Source organism: Synergistaceae bacterium (assembly GCA_031272035.1).
Taxonomy (GTDB): Bacteria; Synergistota; Synergistia; order Synergistales; family Aminobacteriaceae; genus JAISSA01.
Genome location: JAISUO010000032.1, coordinates 25,720 through 45,047, shown reverse-complemented (window position 1 = coordinate 45,047; position 19,328 = coordinate 25,720). Strand labels below are relative to the sequence as shown.

Below are 19,328 nucleotides of genomic sequence, written 5' to 3'. Positions count from 1 at the left end.
AAGGGCCTGTGAGCCCCTTTTTTTACTGTTCTGCAATTTTGGATCGGGATCCCGCCTCCGGCAATCGGGCGTCTGCCCTCAGAAAGCGGACCCGGTTTCCTTATCGTATCCACCGCGCTATCTTTCCGCAAAAATATCCATGCCTACGGCTTTTTCGACGCTGTTGCGAATCGATGCCAGGCCGGCGCCTGTGCTTCCCATAAGGCCGGGAAGGGGCAGAACGCTCGTCGGATAAGCGTCGTTGATTTCCTCGATTTTTGCGGTGAAATCGATGAACAGGTCCTCCTGGATGAAGACGACGCCATAATTTTCCCTCGCCAGTTTCTCGAGGATATGCTCGAAGTCGCCGCGGTTCGACGCGTTCAAAACCACCGGCTTCACTCCTGCGGCCTGAAACGGCAAAACCATCTCGTAATCGCCGATAGCCGCCATCGGCAGAGAAACGCTATCGGCCATGACCCAGCAACCTCCTTGCAAACTCGCGATTCAGTCCATTTGCGACGCAAACCAGGACGGTCCTGAGATTGCGAACCTCCATATCCTTCTGCAGAAGATAGAGAAGGACGTTTTCCGGCGCGTCCGAAATGTATTTTGCCTTTTCCAGCACCCGGATCAAATAATTGTCGAGGGCCTTCGTGAACTCGGAAAGGCTGACCTGCACGTCCGAATGATCCTGAAGCGTATCAAGGGTCGCGCTGATGCCGGCGTGGGAAATGGATTTTCCCCAGGATTCCAGCGGTTCCCCCAGAAGCTTCGCCACTTCGTCCGGCCGAAGGGTCCCCCCTCGATGGAAAAAGGGAAGGGCCGCCGCGGCGTCGAAACCGAGGCGCTGCAGACGAACGGCGTTTTTCAGGTTTTCCGCGTCCGTTTTGTGCCGCACCCACCGAACGACGGCGGGCATCTTCAGTTTTTCGGCCAGCTTCCGCATGGAGGCGAACAGGTGCTCGTCCAGAAGAAGCTCCACCTGACGGGTGCTTTTCGTCTGATCCCACAGCGTCCAGCAGCGGGGAACAACGTCGTTCAGCCCCCAGGGCAGCAGGCCGTACTCCTCCCCCTCGATCGCGAGAACCATTTTTTCCGTATCCATCGAGCCGAGATGAGAAAGGAGGTCGTAACGCCGCTCTCCGCTCTCTCTGGCCAGAAAAAGACTTTTCAGGATGACCTTTACGTTGTTGAAATCGTAGGGCATTCTGTAAAGGTCGAGCAGTTCCCTGTCCGGGACGAACTGCCTCAGTTCGTCGAAAAGGTGCCACAGCTCCTCGTCGATGATTCGGTCGAAATTAACCTCGTTTCCGCCCGAAAACCACTGAGAATAAGGAGTTTCCCCCAGTGTACGGAGGGCGTCCTCCGTGGTGACGCTGTCGAGGAGTCTCAGAAAAAACGAGGGTTCCAAAAAACGGTTCTCCATCCCCCGGAGCCGCGCCACCGTGTACATGTAGCTCACGGTCGACACCTCCTCAGGAGAACAGCCGTTTGACGACGTCGGCTTCCAGGTCCGGACGGATATCCCTCACCAGCATATCCCATGAACAATTGGTGTCGATATTCCCCTGCTTCAGAACGAATCCTCCCGTGATGGGAAGGCGCTCGCTCGCCAGAGAAAACCCCGTTTTGTGAGATCCGTTGTACGCTTCAAGCCATCCGGCGTCGATGTGCTTCTCGTTTTTGCCGATGAAAAGCGCGCCCTCGCCGGAGATCTGTTCCAGCAGCTTTTGAACGAAGGAGAGGTATTTATCCTTCGGCAGCTCCGAAAGCTGGCGCAAAGCCGCCTCGAAGGACTCGCCGATCAGGCGCTGCTTCACGCCCAGATCCACCTTGTTGGCGTCGAGCTCCGCCACGATCTGGCGGCGTTTGAGGATCTCCGGCTCTTCTTTCGCGAAGCGGTTCTTATACGAGGTCTGAAGTTCCCGTATTTCGTTGTCCGCTTTTTGTGCGACCGCCGACACCTGAGCGTCGTTGTCGCTCTGAATGGCCCTGATCCGGGCCTGCGCTTCCGCGTTTATCTTCGCTTTGATATCGGCCAGTGACATGAAACCTCACCTGCCTTAAAGCTTGATGTAGGTCAGCATGATGATGCTCGTGAGAAGCGAGAGCACCGCGTAGGTTTCCACCATGGCCGGCAGCACCATCGACGTCGCGAAGGCGTCCGGTTTTTTAGAGATCAGCTGAATGGACGAGGCCGACGTTTTGCCCTGAGCGATGGCGGAAAGCCAGCAGACCAGCGCCACGGGCAGACAGGCTGCGAAAATCAGAAGTCCCTGAGCCCAGGTGAGGGCCGCCGGCTGACCGCCCAGAAGTCCCACCTTGTTCAGAACGACAAACACGATCAGCAGGCCGTAAATTCCCTGCGTGCCGGGAAGAGCCTGCAAAGCGAGGCATTTCACAAACTTGTCGGGGTCCTCGGACATGACGCCCGCCGCACTGTCACCGGCAATGCCGATTCCAATAGCCGAGCCGATTCCCGCCATTCCTCCGGCGAGAGCTGCGCCCAACAGAGCCAGAAAAAGTCCCAGTAATTCCACAGTAAGCACTCCTTTCCTTAATTAAGACCCGTTATTTCGAGTCAGTCACCTGTATATACTGCGTCGAAAACATCAGCGGCCTGAAAGCGACGCCGCCGCCCGCATAAAATTTGCTGAAGAACTCCACGTACTGCAGACGCATGGAGTGTACGAAAGCGCCCAGCACGTTCACCGCCAGGCTGAAAAGATGGCCTCCCGCGACGATGACGATGGCGATCAGCCAGCCCACGTAGGGAATTTCCGCGGCCATTCCGCTGAGGAGGTTGATGATCGAGGCGATGACCGCCGACCCCAGGCCCAGCGCCAGAAGGCGGCTGTAACTGAGGATGTCGCCCAGGTAGGACGTTCCGCCGTAAAGGGCGTACAGTCCGGAGCCCACCCGAAGCAGAATGTTCTTCGTTCCCCTGCCCGCGTACAGGAAGATGATGATGGCCCCCGCGCCCGCCATGACAAGGCCCGTCAGGCGAATCAGTTCGGGAGCGGCGCCCGCGGCTCCTGTTCCAAAAAAGATGAGCCCCACCACGAAAAGAATCCAGGACACCTTGCCGCCGACGGCATCCACGGGGTTCCCTTTGCGGAATTCATCGTAAGCCGCGATGGCAAGACCGAACATGAGATGGATAACTCCCAGCAGAAGGGAAAGCCCCAGAATGGCCATGGGGTTCGCCAGAGGATCGATGACGAACAGAGCCTGTTTCAGAGGACGCAGAGGCGCCATGAAGAAGAAGGCGTCGATGAAGTCCCCGAAGAAGCTTCCCGTAACCGCGCCATAAATGAAGGTCGTGACGCTGCAGATGGCGAAGAGTTTGCAAAACTCCCCGACGTTCGCCGGCATTCTGCGGTATTTTTTGAAGAGCATCCAAAGGACGGCCCCGATCACCAGCGCGTAGCCGGCGTCTCCCAGACACATTCCGAAAAAGATGTAAAAGAACGGCGCCAGAAAAGGCGTGGGTTCCATCTCCCCGTAAGGAGGAGGCGAATACAGATAGGTCAGTACTTCGGCGGGTCTTATAAAGGCGTTGTTGCGCAGCAGCACCGGAGGATGGTCGTCCTTCTCCGGGGCGGAGACGGCAAACGCCGTGTTGGGACTGATGGCCTCCACCTGCTTCTGAAGAGCGGGCAGAGCGTCCGCGGGAATCCAGAAACACGTCCGCACCGTGGTGTCCGTCGCGGCGCTGGTGGAAAGAGCGTGATAGCGATCGTGCAAAATACGCTCGTAATCGGAGAGCTTCTGAATCACCGGCATCCATTCGTCCGCCATGCGCTGCAGATTCTCCTGAATTTCCGCCTCGCGGTTTTTGCAGTTCGCCAGACGCGCCGCGATTTTGGCGGATTCTTCCGCAACGGTTCCCGACAGGTAAGACGGCAGATCGATGAAGGACATGCCGCTGCGCAGACAGCAGTCCAGAGCCTGCTGTTCATGTGTACGGGCGTACAGAAGTACGGCCTGGATTTCCTTTGCCTTCGAATCCCGGGCTGAGACGAAAAGCTCCGTCTCGGCGCTGCAGGGCGTCAGTTCCTTTTTGAGCTCCGCCACCCGCTCCGCCGGCAGCGTGCCCAAAACACCCTTCAGCGTTCGGGTCCCTTCTCCAATAACATCCAGCGTATAGGGAAAATCTCCTATTTTGGAGAGCACGCCGGTGTCCGCTTCCAGCTGCGAGACCTCGATTCGCAGCTCGTTCAGGGCTGTTTCCGCTTTTTTGACGGACGAGGCGAGCCCTTTCAAATCCGTCTTTTGCGCTGTTTTCGTCAGCTCCGCCAGAGAGAGAAGAGGTTTCTCTCCCAGCATCCGGTCCACCGACGAGACGGGATCTTTGTAATATCCCCCCAGCGTGTGAAACAGGTATCGAATGTGAGTTTCATGCTCTTCGCACTGCCGCAGTTTCTCGGCGATATTTGCCATCTCCGCGCCAGGTCCCGACGCCGTTTCCGCGTCTTCGATGATCTGACAGACCCCGCTGCGCTGAAGAGCCGCCGCAATGTCTTCCTGAACGGATTTGTGATAGTAAAGTTCTGCTTTTCTGAGCTCAGCCACGCCCATATCTGCTCATCACCTCTTCCGTTATCCACGCCGCAACTCCTGCGACTTTGTCCCTGTGTTTCGCGTAAAACGTCTTAGCCCCTGTTTCCCGTTCGGTTACGATGCTTTTCGCCTTTGCCTCAGCGGTGCGCTCCGCCTGCTGAATTTTTTCCCGGAACTGCCGGATTGCCGACTGCCGGGCCTCCCGGACGGCGTTTTCAGCGTCGGTGGCCGCCTGGTTCAGTTTTCCGGCAGCTTCGACTCCCGCTTCCTGTACGCTCTTTGCAGCTTTTTCTTCCACAGTCTTAATTTCGTCAATAAGATTTGTTGCCAACCCATTCACCCCCTCTCAGGGCGTTTCGAAACACAGCCTCATTATCTCCATCCACTGACACAAAATCAAGTTACGATAACGTAACGGAGACCTTCGCTCTTTCGAGACAGATCTCCGTCGCTATTTTCTTCCCGGGGCGGGGAACTCAGGCTTCCACAAGAGTTTTAAGACGCCTGGCCATCATTTTTTTGCGTCTTGCGGCCGTATTGCGGTGCATGACTCCCTTCACCACAGCTTTGTCGATGACGCTCTGGGCCTCATCGAAGTGTTTGGCCGCCACGGGACTGTCTTTGGCCTCTACCGCCTCCAGCACCTTCTTCACCGCGTTTTTGCAGCGCGTGGTCCAGTAGCGGTTGTAGATGCGATTGCGTTCGGCGACTCGAACCCGTCTTTCCGCCGATTTTTTGTTGGGCATTGGTAAATCACCTCCCTGCTTCTGCTATATATGGTAAAAAGACATTCGAATACATTTTTCCGTCCGTCTCTTTTCCGCCGTAGAGACAAAAGGCATTGTAACATTGGCCCTCACGGGTAGCAAGGCAATTCGCGAAAAATAAATAAATTTTCGCATATCTTTACATGCCTCCATCTTTACATGTTTTCACCTTTACATGCTTTCATCTTACATGCCTTCATCTCCTTTTCATTTGCTTTCATTATAATATAATGCAGTCGACATTTTTCGGGATCTCTCCGGAGCTCCGGCGGGTATCCTCTTCGCATCGAGGTGAAGCGTACCACGAAAAGACCGCTGACGGAATTTTTCACTCCTTCCGGCATTCTGGCCTCCCGTCTCAGGGGATATGAGCACAGGCCTCAGCAGATGAAGTTCACCCTGGCCGTGGACGAGTTTCTTCAGGCTCCCCTTGAGAGGGTCATGGCGGCGGAAGCTCCTCCCGGCGTGGGGAAGACCTTCGCCGTGCTGATTCCCGCCATTTTGAGGGCGGAAGAGGAAGGAAAGCGCATTCTTTTTCTCACGGCCAGTATCGCCCTGCAGGAGCAGCTGATCGAGAAGGACCTTCCCGCCCTGGTTTCCATTCTGGGATGGCCGTTTTCCTACGGAATCTTAAAAGGAAGAAACAATTACGTCTGCCTCAGAAAAGCGGCGGCGCTGTCGGACGGAGATCTGTGGCTTCCCTCGGAGAAGGGCGGCTCCGGTCCGGACTTTCATCGCTGGGTGGAGGAGACGGACTCGGGGGACATGGCCGAGCTGTCCCTGACGCCGTCGCATCCCCTCTGGGGGCAAATCTCCGCCACGGCCCGATCCTGCCTGGCAATGGTCTGTCCCTTTCGCGAACGCTGTTTCGTGACCCGAACGCTGCGCCACGCTCAGGACTGGGACGTGGTGGTGGCCAATTACCACCTCTTTTTTTCTCACGTTCTCGGCGGGCGGGGCTCCTTTCCCGTGCCCTTCGACTGGCTGATCTGCGACGAGGCCCATCGAATGCCCGACGCCGTCCGCAACGCCTCCACGGTGGAGTTCAGCGCGGAGAACGGCGCCCAGCTTCTGCGTCCCCGGACCCTCGCCGCCTTCGACCCCCTGTTCGTTTCCCGGGGGATGGACGGCGCGGCCTTCCGGGAGCGGGCGGAAGAGTGCCGCGGAGCGCTGGATTCCCTGTTCGCCCTGCTGGAGCTCCACTGTCGTCAGGGGGAGGGGATCGTGAAGCGCAGCGAAGAGGTTTATCACAAAGGAGAAGAGCTTCTCTCGAAGGTGGACGCCCTCCTGTCGCAGATTCGAGGGATTGAGGACCACTTCATGGCCGGGGGCTTCGAAAACGGCTCCGCCCTGGGGGAGGCCGCGGCCCTGGTCAAATGGGCGGACGAGCTGCGGGAATTTCGGTCCGCCGCGCTCTGGTGCCTGGAGGTGGAGCATTATCCCTCCTGGGACTACTGGCGGGGGGCGAACGCCCTGATGAGCGCGCCCGTTATCTGCTCGGACATCGTTCAGAAGGCCCTCGCGGCGGAAGCTCCGGAAAAAAGCGTCATGATTTCCGCCACTCTCTCCATCGCCGGGGACTTCACCTTCTGGTCCCGGGAAACGGGGGTGGAGCCCGACAGAACCCTGGTGGCGGAGTCCCCCTTCGACGTCGAAAACCAGATGGAATTTCTGGTGGTGGACGTGGGGATTGCCGTGGCCTCCGAGGGCTACGACGGGAGAATCTGCCGGATCGTGGAGCGGCTCTGCGACGAAAACGGCGGGCGTTCGCTGGTTCTGCTCTCCTCCATGCGCCTGCTTCGGGCGGCGGGGGCCCGGATGAGGAAGCAGGAGCGGAAATACGAGGTGCTGGTGCAGGGCGAGCTTCCTCAGAGAGAGCTGCTGAGCCGGTTTCGGGAGGACGAGACCTCCGTGCTGATCGGCAGCGTTTCCTTTCGGGAAGGGGTGGATATTCCCGGAGACGGCCTGACTCAGGTCATCATTGATCGAATTCCCTTTCCCCATCCCCTCGACCCTCTGGTGCAGGCCAGAAACGCGCTTGAGGGCCAGAAAGCCTTCGTGAAGGTCACTTTGCCCAACGCCAAAATGTTTCTGAGGCAGGCGGTGGGACGCCTGATCCGCAGCGGCACGGACCACGGGCGGGTTGTTTTGCTGGACGGGCGGGTGCTGGACCGCAGGGAGTGGAAAATTCCGGAAAGTTTACCTGCATGTAAATACCGACGTTTATCCGTGAGAGAGTGATTAAAATTACTCTCCGAAAGAGCTTTGATGTTCGGGGAGTGATGGAGATGCGCGGGAAATTCACGGGAGGCAGCCTGGTGGAGGTGCTGACGTCCCTTTGTATCCTGGGATTCGCGCTTCCGGTCTGTCTGGAGGCGCTGGGGATGCTTTTTCTCCTGGGGCTGCGGATCAACGGGTACGCGGACAGGGCTTTCGGGGTGGACTGGTGGTTCAACCGGCTGGAGCGTCCCGTGACCCTGTCCTCCCTGGAGGCGATGCCCCGGCGGGGTCCCTCCGGGAAGCTCCATTTTCAGTGGGAGGCCCGTGTCGGGGACAATGGAGCCGTCGCCGTGACGCTGTACGTTTCGGACGGGCTGAAGTGGGCCGGCCCTCTGGTGGAAAGCCGTGTTTACTGAAAAAGGCCGGGGGGCCTTCTCTTTGACGGAAACGCTGTGCGCGGCCCTGATTACCGCGGCGCTGGGGGCGGCGCTTCTGCAGGGAGGACGGCATATTCTGCTTCTGACCACGCGTCTTTCGAACCGCACCCTGGCCTGGGAAAGAGGACAAAACGCCCTGTCCCTTCTGGAACCCCGGGTGACCCACGCCGGACTGGGCCTTCCGGGAGGGAGCACTCAGGAGCTGAGGCAGGCCTTCGGGGCCGGACAGTCCTCCGCTCCGCCTCCGGCCTTCTGGTCTCAGGGGCCGGTGCAGGTCTGGGAGGGATACCCCACCCTGTGGAATCCCGTCCCGGAAAAAGAAAACGTGCGTCGGGGAAGGGGGCTGGTGCTGCTTTACGCGGTTCCCTCGAGGCTGCAGGCAAAACTTCGGGAGGGACGGCCTCTCGCGATGGAGGCGGGGGTCTCCTGCTCTCTGGAGCTTTTTCCGGCGGAGGCGATGACGGGGGCCGCCGACGGACTTCGGCCCGGTACGAGGGACGACCTCTGGTCCTGGGTCGTCTTTCCGTTTATGAAACTTCCGCTTTATCTGAGCGGCCGGTTCGGAAATACCGTGGTTCTTCAGGCGGCAGTCTCCGCGAAGGCGCCCCTGCTGCCCTGGGATGAGATGCATTTTCTGCGGGGCGAGCGTTTTCAGGTCCGGCACAGCACGCTGTACGGGGAGACGCTGAGGCGGCGCTGGGAAGCGGGGCAGCCTCTCCTGGACGGAATACTGGAGATGTGGTTCGAGTGGACGCCGTCGAAGCGCCTTCTTGAGGCATGGGTCCTGAGCACGGGGGGAAGCGCCGCCTTCGGGACCGCCTCCCGCCCGCCGGAATGGCCCCCTGAAGCGCCCTGGCGGGAGGATTTTGAAGGTCATGACACGGTGGTTTCGCGGGCCTCCTGGGTGGTGAGAAACCTGTGAACGGGATCATAAAAATAATGAAGCGGAAATTTTATGAGAAGAAAAAAGCTTTCGTACTTTTTCCGGTGGTCGCCCTCCTGTTTGCGGCGACGCTTTTGCTGGGGCTTTTTCTTTTTCTCACCGGACGTTCCCTGGAGGTGGCGAAAGGGGCTCTGGAGCGCACCCGCACCCGTTCGGCCTTCCTGTCGATGACGAACGATTCTCTGCGGTGGCTGAACCGGGAGCTGAAAGAGCATCGCCGTCCGAGAGCCTCTTTCGACGGCCCTCTGTCGGATTTGAATTTTCTGCGGGTTTTTGCCTCGGGAGACTCGAATTTTCAGTCGGTAACCGTTTACGATTTGGATTACCCCTGGGAAAAACTGGAAAGTTCTCCTGCCCTGCCGCCGCCCTGTACGGGCGGATACCTGATACGGGCCGTCGTCGCTCGAAAAGGGGAGGTTCCCTTCATAAGCGAGAGCGTTTTCAAAGTTCTTCCCATTCCCTCGACAAACGAAACAACCGATTATGTATTGGAGGAACGCCCTTTTATTTGGCGGGAGATTCGCCGATAAAAATATACAGAGTATTTTTGATTATTTTTACATTATTTTTGCGTTAAAGATATTGCTACAAAATAGGAATTATGTAATAATTATCCAGGCAGTGCAGAGTTGACAGATTAAAACAAAAGTAAATGAAATCGTTTATAGTTTAGAAGTCCAGCAGATGGATTTTTCCGTAACCCGAAAAGTTCCTCCTATGGAACCAGGTGAGGAACGGAAATTTTTTGTTTGGCCTGCGGAAAAATGCGTTAAATGTTTGTGTTGTACGGCAAGTGTGTTAAAATAAATCAATTTAATTCGAAATGCGGGAGTTTCGGCGAGGCATATTGATGGAGGGGGGGCTGCAGATTTTCCATGTTCGCAAAGAAAAGCGCCTCTAAAGGTGGAAGTTATGCGGGGATAGCGCTCCATGGGGATTCTGTGCGTTATCTTGAACTGAGCGGCGGGAGAGGCGCTTTGCGTGTGGTCAAACAGGAAATCGTTCCTGTGGCGCAGGGGGCTGTTGTCAAGGATTCTCTGGTGGGATTGGACGCGGTGGGCGCGGCGCTGGAAAATCTCCGGTCAGCCGTCGGCTCCTTCAGCTGCCCCGTTGTCCTGGGGATTCCCTCAAGAGACGTCATTCTTCGTCTGGTGGAATATCCCAGAATGAGTACTGAGGATGTAAAAGAAGCTCTGCAGTTCGAATTCGATAAATATTTTCCTTATCCTTATCTGGAGGCGGCGGCGGATGTGGCTGAAGTCGAAGTCCCCAGTCCCGATGCCATGGAAAAATCGACAATTCTGGTGGCGACCTGCCGGCAGAGGATCATCACCGACATCGCCAAAATCGCCTCTCGCGCGGGGATAACGCTGGCCGCGGTGGAACCCATGAACGTGGCCTTTTTCAGGGCGGCCATAGGTCCGGATCCCCGTTCGGACAGCTATTTTGTCGTGTTCGTGGAGCCCGAAAGCACTCAGATTATGCTGGGTTATAAGGATAACGGAATTCTTTTTCGATCCACGGCGGTGGATCTCACTTCACGGGAGGCCCGGGAGTCCGACGAGGGAATCATGCCGATTCTCCGGGACGTACAAAACACCATTATTTTTGCGGGAAATCAGTACAGGGGGCTGGAGCCGAACCACCTCATCCTGGGCGGAATCGTGGGAAGAGATTCCCGCCTGGCCATGCTGCTGGAAACGGGCGCTTCAGTGAGTGTAACGCCTCTTGACGTTTGGAGTTTATGGCATACCTCCTCGCCGGCTGGAAACATCAGCGGCTTTGAGGTGGCCTTTGGACTGGCGGTGAGGAATCTGCTATGAGAATACAGTTTGATCTCAGGCCGGCGAGTCTCGTGGCCAGCCAGAAGAAGAAAAGCTCCTTCAATCCCATGCGTCTTCTGGCGTTTTTGCTGTTGCTAATTTTTCTTGCATCCAGCGGTTTTTACCTGGTTAAAATGACCCTTGAAAGAATCCGCCTCGGCGGAGCCATAGAGGAAAAGCAATACCAGGTCGAGGAAATGGACTCCAAAAAGCGGGCTCTGGAGGCGGAAATCAACCGTCTGAAGGCGGAGGAAAAGGTTTTCGCGGATACGCTGAAGATCATGCAGGACGACCTCCCCACGCTGGAGGTTCTGAACGCGGTGGAAAACAGCATGGCCTCCATTTCCGGCATGGCCGCCACCTCCCTTCGGCTGTCTCCTCCCGCGGCGGCGGGCGCGCCGGGTAAAGCCGTACTGGAAGCGACGTCCGTGGAAGACGCGCAGATCGTCCAGCTCACCACGGGGCTCAGTCAGAGCGGAGTGTTTTCCGGGGTGGTTCTGGGAAACTCCACGCTGGACGAAAAAACCGGCAGGGTCACTTTTACGCTGAATCTGGATTTGCGCTCCATGGGCCAAATTCGGGCGGCTTCGGGAAAGTAGGGGAGGGAAAACCGTGAACGACAACAAGGTTACGATACTGGGTTTTCTCTTTTTTCTGTTCTGTGTGGGCCTGATGGGAGGGATCTACGTCCTGAACGGACAGCTCGAAACTCTGCAGGCCGAGTACGACGATCTGGAGCAGCGCAGGGTCAATCTGGAGCAGGACACCCAGGTGCTCATGGATCAAAAAAGAGTGTTTACAAAAGCATTCGACAATTTGAAAAATTACAAGATCAACGTGGCATCGGAGGATATGGGTTTTTACGCGGAAGTGCAGCAGGCCGTGCAGAAGAACGAGATCAACATCCTCTCCACCCGTCAGCAGGGAGAGACCAAAGAGGGCCGGAGTTCCATCTCTCTGACGCTGAAGGGGGACTACTACTCGTTCATGCGGGTGCTGTCCGACTGGAGGAACCTTCCCATCACGGTGCGCGTGGCGAACCTGACGGTGACGGCATCCAAGACACCCGAAACGCGGGGAGAAATACAGGCGGATGTTTTGGTCGAAGCCATCGTCGCCAAGACGCCAGGCAGGAGGTGAGTCGGAATGGAAGAACGGATGAGTTGGGGCGAAGCAATCGGCGCAGCATGGGGAAACCTGACGGGATCCAGCAGTGAGGGAGGCTCTGTTCGTACGATTCGGCTCCTGTTTTTTCTGCTTTTTATCGGAGGTACGGCCTGGGCTGGGTACAATTTCGTAAAAGCTCAGACTCTGCTCGAAGAAAAGGTGTACTATCCGGAAACCACCGCCAACACGGTGCAGGCGGATGAAAAAAGATTAAACGCCATGGTTGCGGAAGTGCAGTCCACCTCCCAGATGCGCACCAACAGCGCCACGATGGTGGACAGCATGGAGGACGGCGGACGTTACGCCTTCGCGGATCCGACGATGTTCCCTTCGGAGGGACCTCGTCCGCCCGTGGCTGATGTAGTGACGCTCGTTCCGCCTCCGGTTGTTGTGGAAATGCCTCCGGAGATCGTGGTTCGGGCGATCATGACGATGGGGAAGCAGCGCGTGGCGGTTATGGATATCGTAGGAATCGGCAATGGTCTGATGGTCAGAGCGGGGGATACTTTCATGCAGAAAAAGGGGCGCGTGGTGCAGATCGCACCCGATAAGGTCGTTTTGCGCTGGGCTGACCATAATTTCGATATTAGACCCAACTTTTGACAAAATTTTGATAACGGGAGATGGGGTAATTTAAATGAGCATATCGACCTGCAGAAAGGTGTTCCTGACGTTGTTGACGCTGGTTGTGGCTTGCGCAGCCTGCACAGCCGACGCGGCCGGCGAGGGAAGGTATGGAGACAACCTGATCGGGCTGCCGTCCTTGTCCGCGTTTCAACTCTATCAGATCGGGGATGCCGACCTTGTGATCAATATATCGGGTAAGCGTCTGCCTCCGCCGGAGATCGTCAACAGCGGCAGCGATACCCTCGTCATATTGCGAGAAGCCCGCTGGGACGAAGGAGACAGAACCATCAACCCCGTGCCGATGGTTACGAGAATCAGCGCCGAGCAAAGGGGCCGCGACGTGATCGTCGCCATACGCACGGAAAAGCCGCTTCAGCTGCAGTCCACCCGGGGCATCGCCCCCTCCGACGCCTACACTCTTCGTCTGACCACCATGGACCAGCAGCAGAAGCTCATTGAGGAGCCCGTGGCCACCCGGCAGCCTCAGACTCTGAGAGTTCCCACGGGACCCTTCGCCGTCACCACGCCCATCACTCTCGACCTGAGAGACGCGGAGCTGAAGGACGTCTTCCGGATGCTGGGCGCTCACCTGAAGAAAAATATCATTATCGATCCCTCCCTTCCTCCCGCCCTGGTGACCATGACCCTCAAAAACACCCCCCTCAGCGAGGCCTTCGGCTATCTCATGAGAACCTACGACATCGCCTACGAGCTGGCGGGCAAGGACACCATCATCGTTGGGACCACCGACGGACTTTCGAAGGTGGCGGGCAAGGAGGAGACCCGGGCCTATCACGTGGCCTACGCCGATCCCGCGGCTCTGTCGGCCCTTGTGGTGAACCTGACGAAGGTCACGGCGGATCGGGTTGTGGTGGATCCCCGTCTGCGCACCCTCTACGTCACCTCCTACCCCTCCAAGCTGGAGGAAGTGGCTCTTGTGCTGCAGAAACTGGACCATCCGGGCAAGCAGATCATGCTTCACGCCCGCATTCTTGAATTTACGGACAACGCCACCCTTGAAGTGGAGTCGGCTCTGAACGCCGTATACGATCACTGGTGGTTCAACTACGCCGGCGGGCAGGCCACGGGCGGCTTCGCGGACGACAACCGGCTGGGGCGGGGAACTCCCACGTCCACCATTCAGCCCGGAACGGGGCTTCTCACCCCCATGCAGGGCGTCTGGCGGGAGTTCGACGTGGCCTTCCGGGCGGTGGAGACCAAGGGCTGGGGCCGGGCGCTGGCCAATCCCTCCGTCATCGTCATCGACGGGCAGGAGGCCAACATCAGCCTGACTCAGGACTATCCCTACATTTCCGGACGGGACGACGCGGGCAACCCAAGCTGGAGCATTCAGAGGGTCGGTCCTCAGATGACCCTCACCCCCACCCTGGGCCGCGACGGCATCGTGACGATCAAGCTCACCATCCAGACCGGCGACATCGTGGACCAGGTCAGCGGAAGTCTGGGCGAGACCATGCCCATCACCGCCAACCGCAGCGTGGAAACCAACGTGCGGGTTCGAGACGGAGAGCCCTTCGTGGTGGGCGGCCTCTTCAACGACAACAAGACCCGCAGCAAAATGCGGATTCCCATTTTGGGGCAGATTCCCCTTCTGGGCGAGATTTTCACCGTCCACAACAACACCCACCGCAAGACGCAGGTCGCCATCGTGGTGGTGCCTTACATCCTGAACACGCCGGACGTGGCCATCGATCAGGAGAGGGTCCTTTCCATCCAGTAGCCTTCTCCATCCGGTAACCCTGGTCGGATAAATTACGCATCTTTTTATGAATGGGCGGGAAGTACGGTATAATACAGCCAGACTTCTCGCTCTTTTTATGGGCAAAAATGGAGGAATTACGGAATGGCTCAGGTAGTGGACACCACCGACTTCTACGTAGGATTGAAATTCAGATGGCAGGACGCCATATGGGAAATCGAGGAATTTGATCATCACAAAATGGGGCGTGGTGGGGCCGTCGTCCGAACGAAACTGCGCAACGTGGAAACGGGGTCCGCTGTGGAAAATTCCTTCAAACCGGGTGAAAAGTTCGAACGCATCATCTACGAGGAAAAGCCGGCTCAGTTCAGCTACAAGGATGGCGACGACTACGTCTTCATGGACCTCGCCACCTATGACCAGCTCACCATCACTCCCGCGGCCCTGGGCAGCGCCGTGAAGTATCTGGTGGATGATATGGAGATCAAAATCGAGTTTTTCGAGGGCAAAATCATGGGGATCGAACTTCCCAAGAGCGTCGAGCTGAAAGTCGTGGAAACTCCTCCCAGCTTCAAGGGCGACACCGTGTCGGGAGGCGGCAAGCCGGCCGTTCTCGAAACGGGGATAACGGTTACGGTTCCCGTTTTTGTGGAGCCGGGTGAGGTCATCGTAGTCGACACCCGTTCGGGGTTGTATCTGGAAAGGGCAAAAAAATAGGAGGTGAGCACATTTTGAACTCCAGGGAAAGGATAGCGTACCTCAGGGGGCTTCTTGATTCCATGCCTGGGGATGAAAAGGTGCAAAAGATCTGCTTCGCCGTGGCGGAGGCTCTCGACGCCCTCGCGGTGGAAATCGCCGAGCAGGGGAAGCGGATTGACCTGCAGAGGGAGCACTACGAAGGTCTTGTGGACGAACTGGATGAACTGCACGATGCCGTTTATGAACTGGAAGAAGCCATGGGAATGGACTCCGAAGAAGATATGGAAGAGGACGGAAGCGGAGACGAGGACGGAGAAGGGCTGGAAGAAGTGACGGAAAGCTACATCTCCATGACCTGCCCGGCCTGCGCCTATTCCTTTTATTATCGGTACGAAGAGGACAAGGAGAACGAAAAACTGATCTGTCCCAGTTGCGGAGAAGAATTCAACCGCTCGCTGTAATAATTTATATATTTTATTTTGCGGTGCTGCGGTGTCGATGAAGTCGAAAGCAATTTCCGGAAATATATAGTTTTGACAGAAACCAGGGAGGAGAAAAAATGGATCAGAACGTCGAGGGTAAAAATGCGGCCGCTGATGCCGCGCAGTTCAAGGGACAGTTCGAGGGGAACATCCATATCTCCGAGGATGTCATCGTAGAGCTGGCGAAGAAGACGATTGCGGGCATTCCCAACATACAGGCGGCCAATATGGGTATTGCCTCAAAATTCGGTATTGGCCGCAAGAGCGGCGACGGGATCCGCGTCACCGTGGAGGAAGGCAAAATTCCGGCCATGACGGTGGACGCTTACATTCTCGTCAGATACGGTCAGCGCATTCCCGACCTGGCCTGGGACGTGCAGGAAAAGATCAAGGCCAATCTGGAGCGTTATACGGGATATACCGTTACGGCGGTGAATATAAACGTGCAGGGCATTTATCTGGACGAGCCCCCGGTTGTCCCCGGAAAAGACGATGACGGAGAAGCTGCAGAGACCGATGTTGTCGCTCCCGCTCCCGCGCCCGCCCCTGAGGATGATAAGGAAAATTGAAATCGATTCGCGTTCAGCGGCGTGTTCTGTATAATTCCCCCCTCAGGATTTGCGCGGGTTTCGGGCGTTTTCGGGAACCCTCGGGTCGGGGCGGGGTATAATCCCTGGGAGTGATGAATCATGTATTTTCTGTGGAAAAGAACTCCTCACGGCAGCATAAGAGTCTCCTGTGACGGGCTTTCCGGTTTTATCGATCGCATACTGTCCGAAAAATCCAGGTGCCGGAGCCTGTCGCTTGCGGAGGGAGAAAGCGCGGCGGTCACGCTTGTGCTTTCCTCGGAGGATTCCGTTTCGAAGGGGGCCCTGATCGAGGAAAGAATTTCGTCCATCGTAGCGCCGCTGGGTTTTCGCGTCAACGTTATCTGGGTGGACAGGGGCGTTCCGGAAACCGAGTGGGTGGAGCTTCTCTCCTCGCTCTACCGGAATCCCTGGTTCTGGATGCTTGTCGCCGTTGTGGTGACGCTGACGGTGGTCGCGGGGCTGAAGGGGCTTTTCTGGACTCTGTTCTGGGGGACGGCGGCCTGGTTCGTCTCCAGACTGCTGATTTCGTTCGCAATAAGAAAAAGGCTGGGGTTCTTCCCGCCCCTCGTTCGAAGGTAGGCCTTTTTTGACGAAATCGTCTGTCGCGCTGAGCCGCCACCGTTCCAGAGAGCTGGCAGTGCAGCTTTTATACTCTCTGGATACCCGCCCCGGCTGCGATCCGAAAGAATGCGAGGATGTTTTTCTGTCCGAAGAGGGTTTCGCTCCGGAAGAGTCCGCCGAGGTTTGTCAGTACCTGCGCTTTCTCGTGGAGGGAACCTGGGGCAGACGTCTGGAAATCGACAACATGATCCGTCAGGTCGTTCTGGGATGGCGTCCTGAGCGTATGTTGGCCGTGGACAGGGCTGTGATCCGCCTGGCGGTTTTCGAGGGGTTCCTGAAGAAACGGGTTCCCCTGGCGGTGGCCATTTCCGAGGCGGTGGAGCTGGCGCAGCTTTTTGGAACCGATGAGTCGTCCAAATTTGTCAACGGCGTCCTGGCGAGGGTGATTCGCTTCATGGAGGGACAGGAAACGAACGGAAACGTGGAAAATGCAGCTTCGAATACCGAGATCTCAACTGACCGTTGACGAGCTGACGGCTTATCTTCAGGGACTTTTCACCTCAGACGCCGCGCTGAAGTCCCTTGTGGTCAGCGGTGAAATTGCAGAGTTCAAAAAACATACGAGCGGCCACTGTTATTTCACCCTGCTGGGTGAAGAAAGCAGGGTCGCTTGTGCTATTTTTAAGCAGTACGCCGGATTCGTGCCCAAATGGCCGGAAAACGGGGACAGCGTCCTTGTGGAGGGCAGCGTCGGGATTTATCCTCAGAGAGGTGTCTATCAGCTTTATGCCCGTCGTCTGGTTCCACTGGGGGCCGGCGCCATCGACCGGGCCCGCAGAGAGCTTCGGGAGCGCCTGGAGAAGGAGGGGCTTTTCTCTCCGGCCCTTAAGCGTTCCCTGCCTCCCTATCCCCGGAAGGTCGCTCTGATCACCTCCGGAACGGGAGCGGCAGCCTGGGACGTGATTCGCGTGGCGGGCCGCCGTTACCCGGCCTGCGCTCTGGTGGTGGTTCCCGCTCAGGTTCAGGGCGTGGACGCGCCCTTCGAAATCCAGCGCGCCTTTTCCAGAATCGCCGGTATTCCCGGGCTGGACTGCGTGCTGCTGGTTCGGGGCGGGGGCAGTCGGGAGGATCTGACGCCCTTCGACGACGAGGGGGTGGTTCGGGCCGTCCGCTCCTGTCCCGTTCCGGTGGTCTGCGGTGTGGGGCACGACGTGGACACGACCCTCTGCGACATGGCCGCGGATCTGAGGGCCTCCACGCCCTCCGCCGCCGCGGAGCTGGTTTTTCCCAACGGCAGAGAGCTGGACGCGGGACTTCTCGGGCTGAGGGATCGTCTGGCTCTGGACCTGAAAAGGCGTATAAACGCGGAGAAAACGCGGCTGGAGCACCTGGAAAACCTTCTGACCCGTCGAATAGCGCGTATCTTTCAGGACTGCGCCGCGGCTCTTGACGTGAGAGAAAAGGCTCTCGCCTCGGCCATGGCCCTTTCTCTGGCGGAAGGTCGCAGGGCTCTGGCGGAGAGGGCGGCGGGGCTGGACGCGCTTTCCCCCCTGGCGGTGCTGACCCGGGGCTTTGTGATCTGCGAAAAGGACGGGCGACGCATTCGGTCGGTTCGCGAGCTGACGGAGGGAGACCGGCTGGAAATCCGTTTTCCTGACGGAACGGCGAAGGCTTTGGTGGACGAAATTTTGGATTAAAAATCTGAATAAATCTGAATCGACAATGGGGGCGAAAACGTGCTGCCGGAGAGCGTGAGCTGGCGTGAAAAAAACGGAGTGCTGGAACTGCTGGACCAACGGGCTCTGCCGGGAGCCGAGAGGAGCGTTGTGTGCCGTGAGCCGGAGGACGTGGCTCAGGCCATCGAAAATATGACCGTGAGAGGCGCTCCGGCCATCGGAATCGCCGCGGCCTACGGGGTCCTCCTGGGGGCCCGCTCCGGACGGAAGGCCGCTTCCCTCGCTCTGGAACGACTTGCCCGCACCCGCCCCACGGCGGTGAACCTCTTCTCCGCTTTGAACCGAATGAAGAAGTGTCTCGAATCCGCGCCGGACGACGCGCTGGAGCGGGTTCTTCTGGAGGAGGCCCGAAGGATCCACGGCGAGGACCTGGAGAACAACCGCAGGCTGGGAGCGTATGGAGCGGCTCTGCTGCCGGATAAGGCGGTGGTTCTGACCCACTGCAACGCCGGAGCCGTGGCGACGGGGGGACATGGGACGGCGTTGGGGATTTTGCGCTCGGCCCGGGAGGCCGGAAAGACGATAAAAGTCTACGCCGACGAAACCCGCCCGCTTTTGCAGGGTTCCCGGCTGACGGCCTGGGAGCTGGATCGGGACGGCTTCGACGTGACGGTGATCTGCGACGGCATGGCGGCGGCCCTGATGAAAAACCAAAGCGTCGACGCCGTTATTGTGGGAGCGGATCGCATCGCGGCCAACGGAGATACGGCGAACAAGACGGGGACCTACATGCTGGCCGTCGCCGCCCGTCATCACGGAGTTCCCTTCTACGTGGCCGCTCCTCGAAGCACTCTGGACCCCGCGCTGCCGTCGGGAGAGCACATTCCCATAGAAATTCGCTCCGACGGGGAAGTGCGCCGCCTCTTCGACGGGAGTTCCATTCCCGAATCCGTCAAAATCTGGAATCCGGCTTTCGACGTGACCCCCGCGGAGCTGATAACCGCTATAATAACGGAAGAGGGTGTTTTCAGGCCACCCTGTCGTTTTTGAGCCTGATATTTTGTGTCTGGA

At 57.8% G+C, this 19,328-nt stretch carries 23 protein-coding genes; 16 read left to right on the top strand and 7 right to left on the bottom strand.

Going from position 1 to position 19,328, the window contains the following annotated elements; genetic code table 11:
* Positions 1–117 precede the first annotated feature (117 nt).
* The 7 genes from LBR61_03730 to rpsT form a co-directional block, all read right to left on the bottom strand.
* Complete coding sequence (locus LBR61_03730) at positions 118–456, bottom strand: V-type ATP synthase subunit F (GenBank protein MDR1731183.1); 339 nt, start codon at positions 454–456, stop codon at positions 118–120.
* Positions 446–1,435: a V-type ATPase subunit gene (locus LBR61_03725; GenBank protein MDR1731182.1), complete on the bottom strand. Its 990-nt coding sequence runs from the start codon at positions 1,433–1,435 to the stop codon at positions 446–448. Before LBR61_03725 ends, LBR61_03730 begins: the two co-directional genes overlap by 11 nt.
* A 22-nt stretch (positions 1,436–1,457) precedes the next feature.
* On the bottom strand, positions 1,458–2,030 hold the full coding sequence (locus LBR61_03720) for a V-type ATP synthase subunit E (protein ID MDR1731181.1): 573 nt from the start codon (positions 2,028–2,030) through the stop codon (positions 1,458–1,460).
* A gap of 15 nt (positions 2,031–2,045) precedes the next feature.
* Positions 2,046–2,522, bottom strand: coding sequence for a V-type ATP synthase subunit K (locus tag LBR61_03715; GenBank protein MDR1731180.1), 477 nt, complete (start codon positions 2,520–2,522; stop codon positions 2,046–2,048).
* A gap of 31 nt (positions 2,523–2,553) precedes the next feature.
* On the bottom strand, positions 2,554–4,563 hold the full coding sequence (locus LBR61_03710) for a V-type ATP synthase subunit I (protein MDR1731179.1): 2,010 nt from the start codon (positions 4,561–4,563) through the stop codon (positions 2,554–2,556).
* Positions 4,550–4,876, bottom strand: coding sequence for a cell envelope biogenesis protein TolA (locus tag LBR61_03705; GenBank protein ID MDR1731178.1), 327 nt, complete (start codon positions 4,874–4,876; stop codon positions 4,550–4,552). Before LBR61_03705 ends, LBR61_03710 begins: the two co-directional genes overlap by 14 nt.
* Before the next feature lie 145 nt (positions 4,877–5,021).
* A complete protein-coding gene (rpsT, locus tag LBR61_03700; GenBank protein MDR1731177.1) occupies positions 5,022–5,291 on the bottom strand; it encodes a 30S ribosomal protein S20 in 270 nt (89 codons plus the stop codon).
* A gap of 312 nt (positions 5,292–5,603) precedes the next feature.
* On the opposite strand from rpsT, the gene LBR61_03695 reads away from it, so the two are divergent.
* The 16 genes from LBR61_03695 to mtnA all read left to right on the top strand — a co-directional run bounded on the left by LBR61_03695 (position 5,604) and on the right by mtnA (position 19,307).
* Complete coding sequence (locus LBR61_03695; GenBank protein MDR1731176.1) at positions 5,604–7,553, top strand: ATP-dependent DNA helicase; 1,950 nt, start codon at positions 5,604–5,606, stop codon at positions 7,551–7,553.
* Positions 7,554–7,600: 47 nt separating this feature from the next.
* Positions 7,601–7,948 (top strand): hypothetical protein, encoded by a 348-nt coding sequence (locus LBR61_03690; GenBank protein MDR1731175.1) that lies wholly within the window; start codon positions 7,601–7,603, stop codon positions 7,946–7,948.
* 22 nt (positions 7,949–7,970) lie between these two features.
* Positions 7,971–8,891 carry a hypothetical protein gene (locus LBR61_03685; protein MDR1731174.1) on the top strand — a complete coding sequence of 307 codons (921 nt, stop codon included), beginning with the start codon at positions 7,971–7,973 and terminating at the stop codon, positions 8,889–8,891.
* A gap of 17 nt (positions 8,892–8,908) precedes the next feature.
* Entirely contained in the window at positions 8,909–9,442 is a 534-nt protein-coding gene (locus LBR61_03680) for a hypothetical protein (GenBank protein ID MDR1731173.1), read from the top strand.
* A 345-nt stretch (positions 9,443–9,787) separates the two neighbouring features.
* On the top strand, positions 9,788–10,735 hold the full coding sequence (gene pilM, locus LBR61_03675) for a pilus assembly protein PilM (protein ID MDR1731172.1): 948 nt from the start codon (positions 9,788–9,790) through the stop codon (positions 10,733–10,735).
* Positions 10,732–11,334 carry a hypothetical protein gene (locus LBR61_03670; protein ID MDR1731171.1) on the top strand — a complete coding sequence of 201 codons (603 nt, stop codon included), beginning with the start codon at positions 10,732–10,734 and terminating at the stop codon, positions 11,332–11,334. Before pilM ends, LBR61_03670 begins: the two co-directional genes overlap by 4 nt.
* Positions 11,335–11,347: 13 nt before the next feature.
* Positions 11,348–11,875 carry a type 4a pilus biogenesis protein PilO gene (pilO, locus tag LBR61_03665; protein ID MDR1731170.1) on the top strand — a complete coding sequence of 176 codons (528 nt, stop codon included), beginning with the start codon at positions 11,348–11,350 and terminating at the stop codon, positions 11,873–11,875.
* Positions 11,876–11,881: 6 nt separating this feature from the next.
* Positions 11,882–12,505, top strand: a complete 624-nt coding sequence (locus LBR61_03660; protein ID MDR1731169.1) for a hypothetical protein — start codon at positions 11,882–11,884, stop codon at positions 12,503–12,505.
* Between the two features lie 34 nt (positions 12,506–12,539).
* Positions 12,540–14,270 (top strand): type II and III secretion system protein, encoded by a 1,731-nt coding sequence (locus LBR61_03655; GenBank protein ID MDR1731168.1) that lies wholly within the window; start codon positions 12,540–12,542, stop codon positions 14,268–14,270.
* Positions 14,271–14,393: 123 nt separating this feature from the next.
* Positions 14,394–14,966, top strand: coding sequence for an elongation factor P (efp, locus tag LBR61_03650; GenBank protein ID MDR1731167.1), 573 nt, complete (start codon positions 14,394–14,396; stop codon positions 14,964–14,966).
* Between the two features lie 14 nt (positions 14,967–14,980).
* The gene (locus LBR61_03645; GenBank protein ID MDR1731166.1) at positions 14,981–15,409 is read left to right on the top strand and encodes a transposase; all 429 of its coding nucleotides are present in this window, start codon (positions 14,981–14,983) and stop codon (positions 15,407–15,409) included.
* 98 nt (positions 15,410–15,507) lie between these two features.
* Positions 15,508–15,999, top strand: a complete 492-nt coding sequence (locus LBR61_03640; GenBank protein ID MDR1731165.1) for an Asp23/Gls24 family envelope stress response protein — start codon at positions 15,508–15,510, stop codon at positions 15,997–15,999.
* Positions 16,000–16,119: 120 nt separating this feature from the next.
* A complete protein-coding gene (locus tag LBR61_03635) occupies positions 16,120–16,599 on the top strand; it encodes a hypothetical protein (protein ID MDR1731164.1) in 480 nt (159 codons plus the stop codon).
* 7 nt (positions 16,600–16,606) lie between these two features.
* A complete protein-coding gene (nusB, locus tag LBR61_03630) occupies positions 16,607–17,107 on the top strand; it encodes a transcription antitermination factor NusB (GenBank protein MDR1731163.1) in 501 nt (166 codons plus the stop codon).
* Positions 17,070–18,278 (top strand): exodeoxyribonuclease VII large subunit, encoded by a 1,209-nt coding sequence (xseA, locus tag LBR61_03625; GenBank protein ID MDR1731162.1) that lies wholly within the window; start codon positions 17,070–17,072, stop codon positions 18,276–18,278. The genes nusB and xseA overlap by 38 nt, the downstream gene beginning before the upstream one ends.
* Positions 18,279–18,317: 39 nt before the next feature.
* Positions 18,318–19,307 carry an S-methyl-5-thioribose-1-phosphate isomerase gene (gene mtnA, locus LBR61_03620; protein MDR1731161.1) on the top strand — a complete coding sequence of 330 codons (990 nt, stop codon included), beginning with the start codon at positions 18,318–18,320 and terminating at the stop codon, positions 19,305–19,307.
* Positions 19,308–19,328 lie beyond the last annotated feature (21 nt).

Bases quoted from the DNA above. Each gene is read 5' to 3' on its own strand.
- efp (MDR1731167.1), top strand. From the start codon at position 14,394: ATGGCTCAGGTAGTGGACACCACCGACTTCTACGTAGGATTGAAATTC.
- LBR61_03655 (MDR1731168.1), top strand. From the start codon at position 12,540: ATGAGCATATCGACCTGCAGAAAGGTGTTCCTGACGTTGTTGACGCTG.
- LBR61_03660 (MDR1731169.1), top strand. From the start codon at position 11,882: ATGGAAGAACGGATGAGTTGGGGCGAAGCAATCGGCGCAGCATGGGGA.
- LBR61_03690 (MDR1731175.1), top strand. From the start codon at position 7,601: ATGCGCGGGAAATTCACGGGAGGCAGCCTGGTGGAGGTGCTGACGTCC.
- LBR61_03670 (MDR1731171.1), top strand. From the start codon at position 10,732: ATGAGAATACAGTTTGATCTCAGGCCGGCGAGTCTCGTGGCCAGCCAG.
- LBR61_03725 (MDR1731182.1), bottom strand. From the start codon at position 1,435: ATGTACACGGTGGCGCGGCTCCGGGGGATGGAGAACCGTTTTTTGGAA.
- LBR61_03710 (MDR1731179.1), bottom strand. From the start codon at position 4,563: ATGGGCGTGGCTGAGCTCAGAAAAGCAGAACTTTACTATCACAAATCC.
- LBR61_03640 (MDR1731165.1), top strand. From the start codon at position 15,508: ATGGATCAGAACGTCGAGGGTAAAAATGCGGCCGCTGATGCCGCGCAG.
- LBR61_03720 (MDR1731181.1), bottom strand. From the start codon at position 2,030: ATGTCACTGGCCGATATCAAAGCGAAGATAAACGCGGAAGCGCAGGCC.
- rpsT (MDR1731177.1), bottom strand. From the start codon at position 5,291: ATGCCCAACAAAAAATCGGCGGAAAGACGGGTTCGAGTCGCCGAACGC.
- LBR61_03680 (MDR1731173.1), top strand. From the start codon at position 8,909: ATGAAGCGGAAATTTTATGAGAAGAAAAAAGCTTTCGTACTTTTTCCG.
- LBR61_03635 (MDR1731164.1), top strand. From the start codon at position 16,120: ATGTATTTTCTGTGGAAAAGAACTCCTCACGGCAGCATAAGAGTCTCC.
- pilM (MDR1731172.1), top strand. From the start codon at position 9,788: ATGTTCGCAAAGAAAAGCGCCTCTAAAGGTGGAAGTTATGCGGGGATA.
- xseA (MDR1731162.1), top strand. From the start codon at position 17,070: ATGCAGCTTCGAATACCGAGATCTCAACTGACCGTTGACGAGCTGACG.
- LBR61_03730 (MDR1731183.1), bottom strand. From the start codon at position 456: ATGGCCGATAGCGTTTCTCTGCCGATGGCGGCTATCGGCGATTACGAG.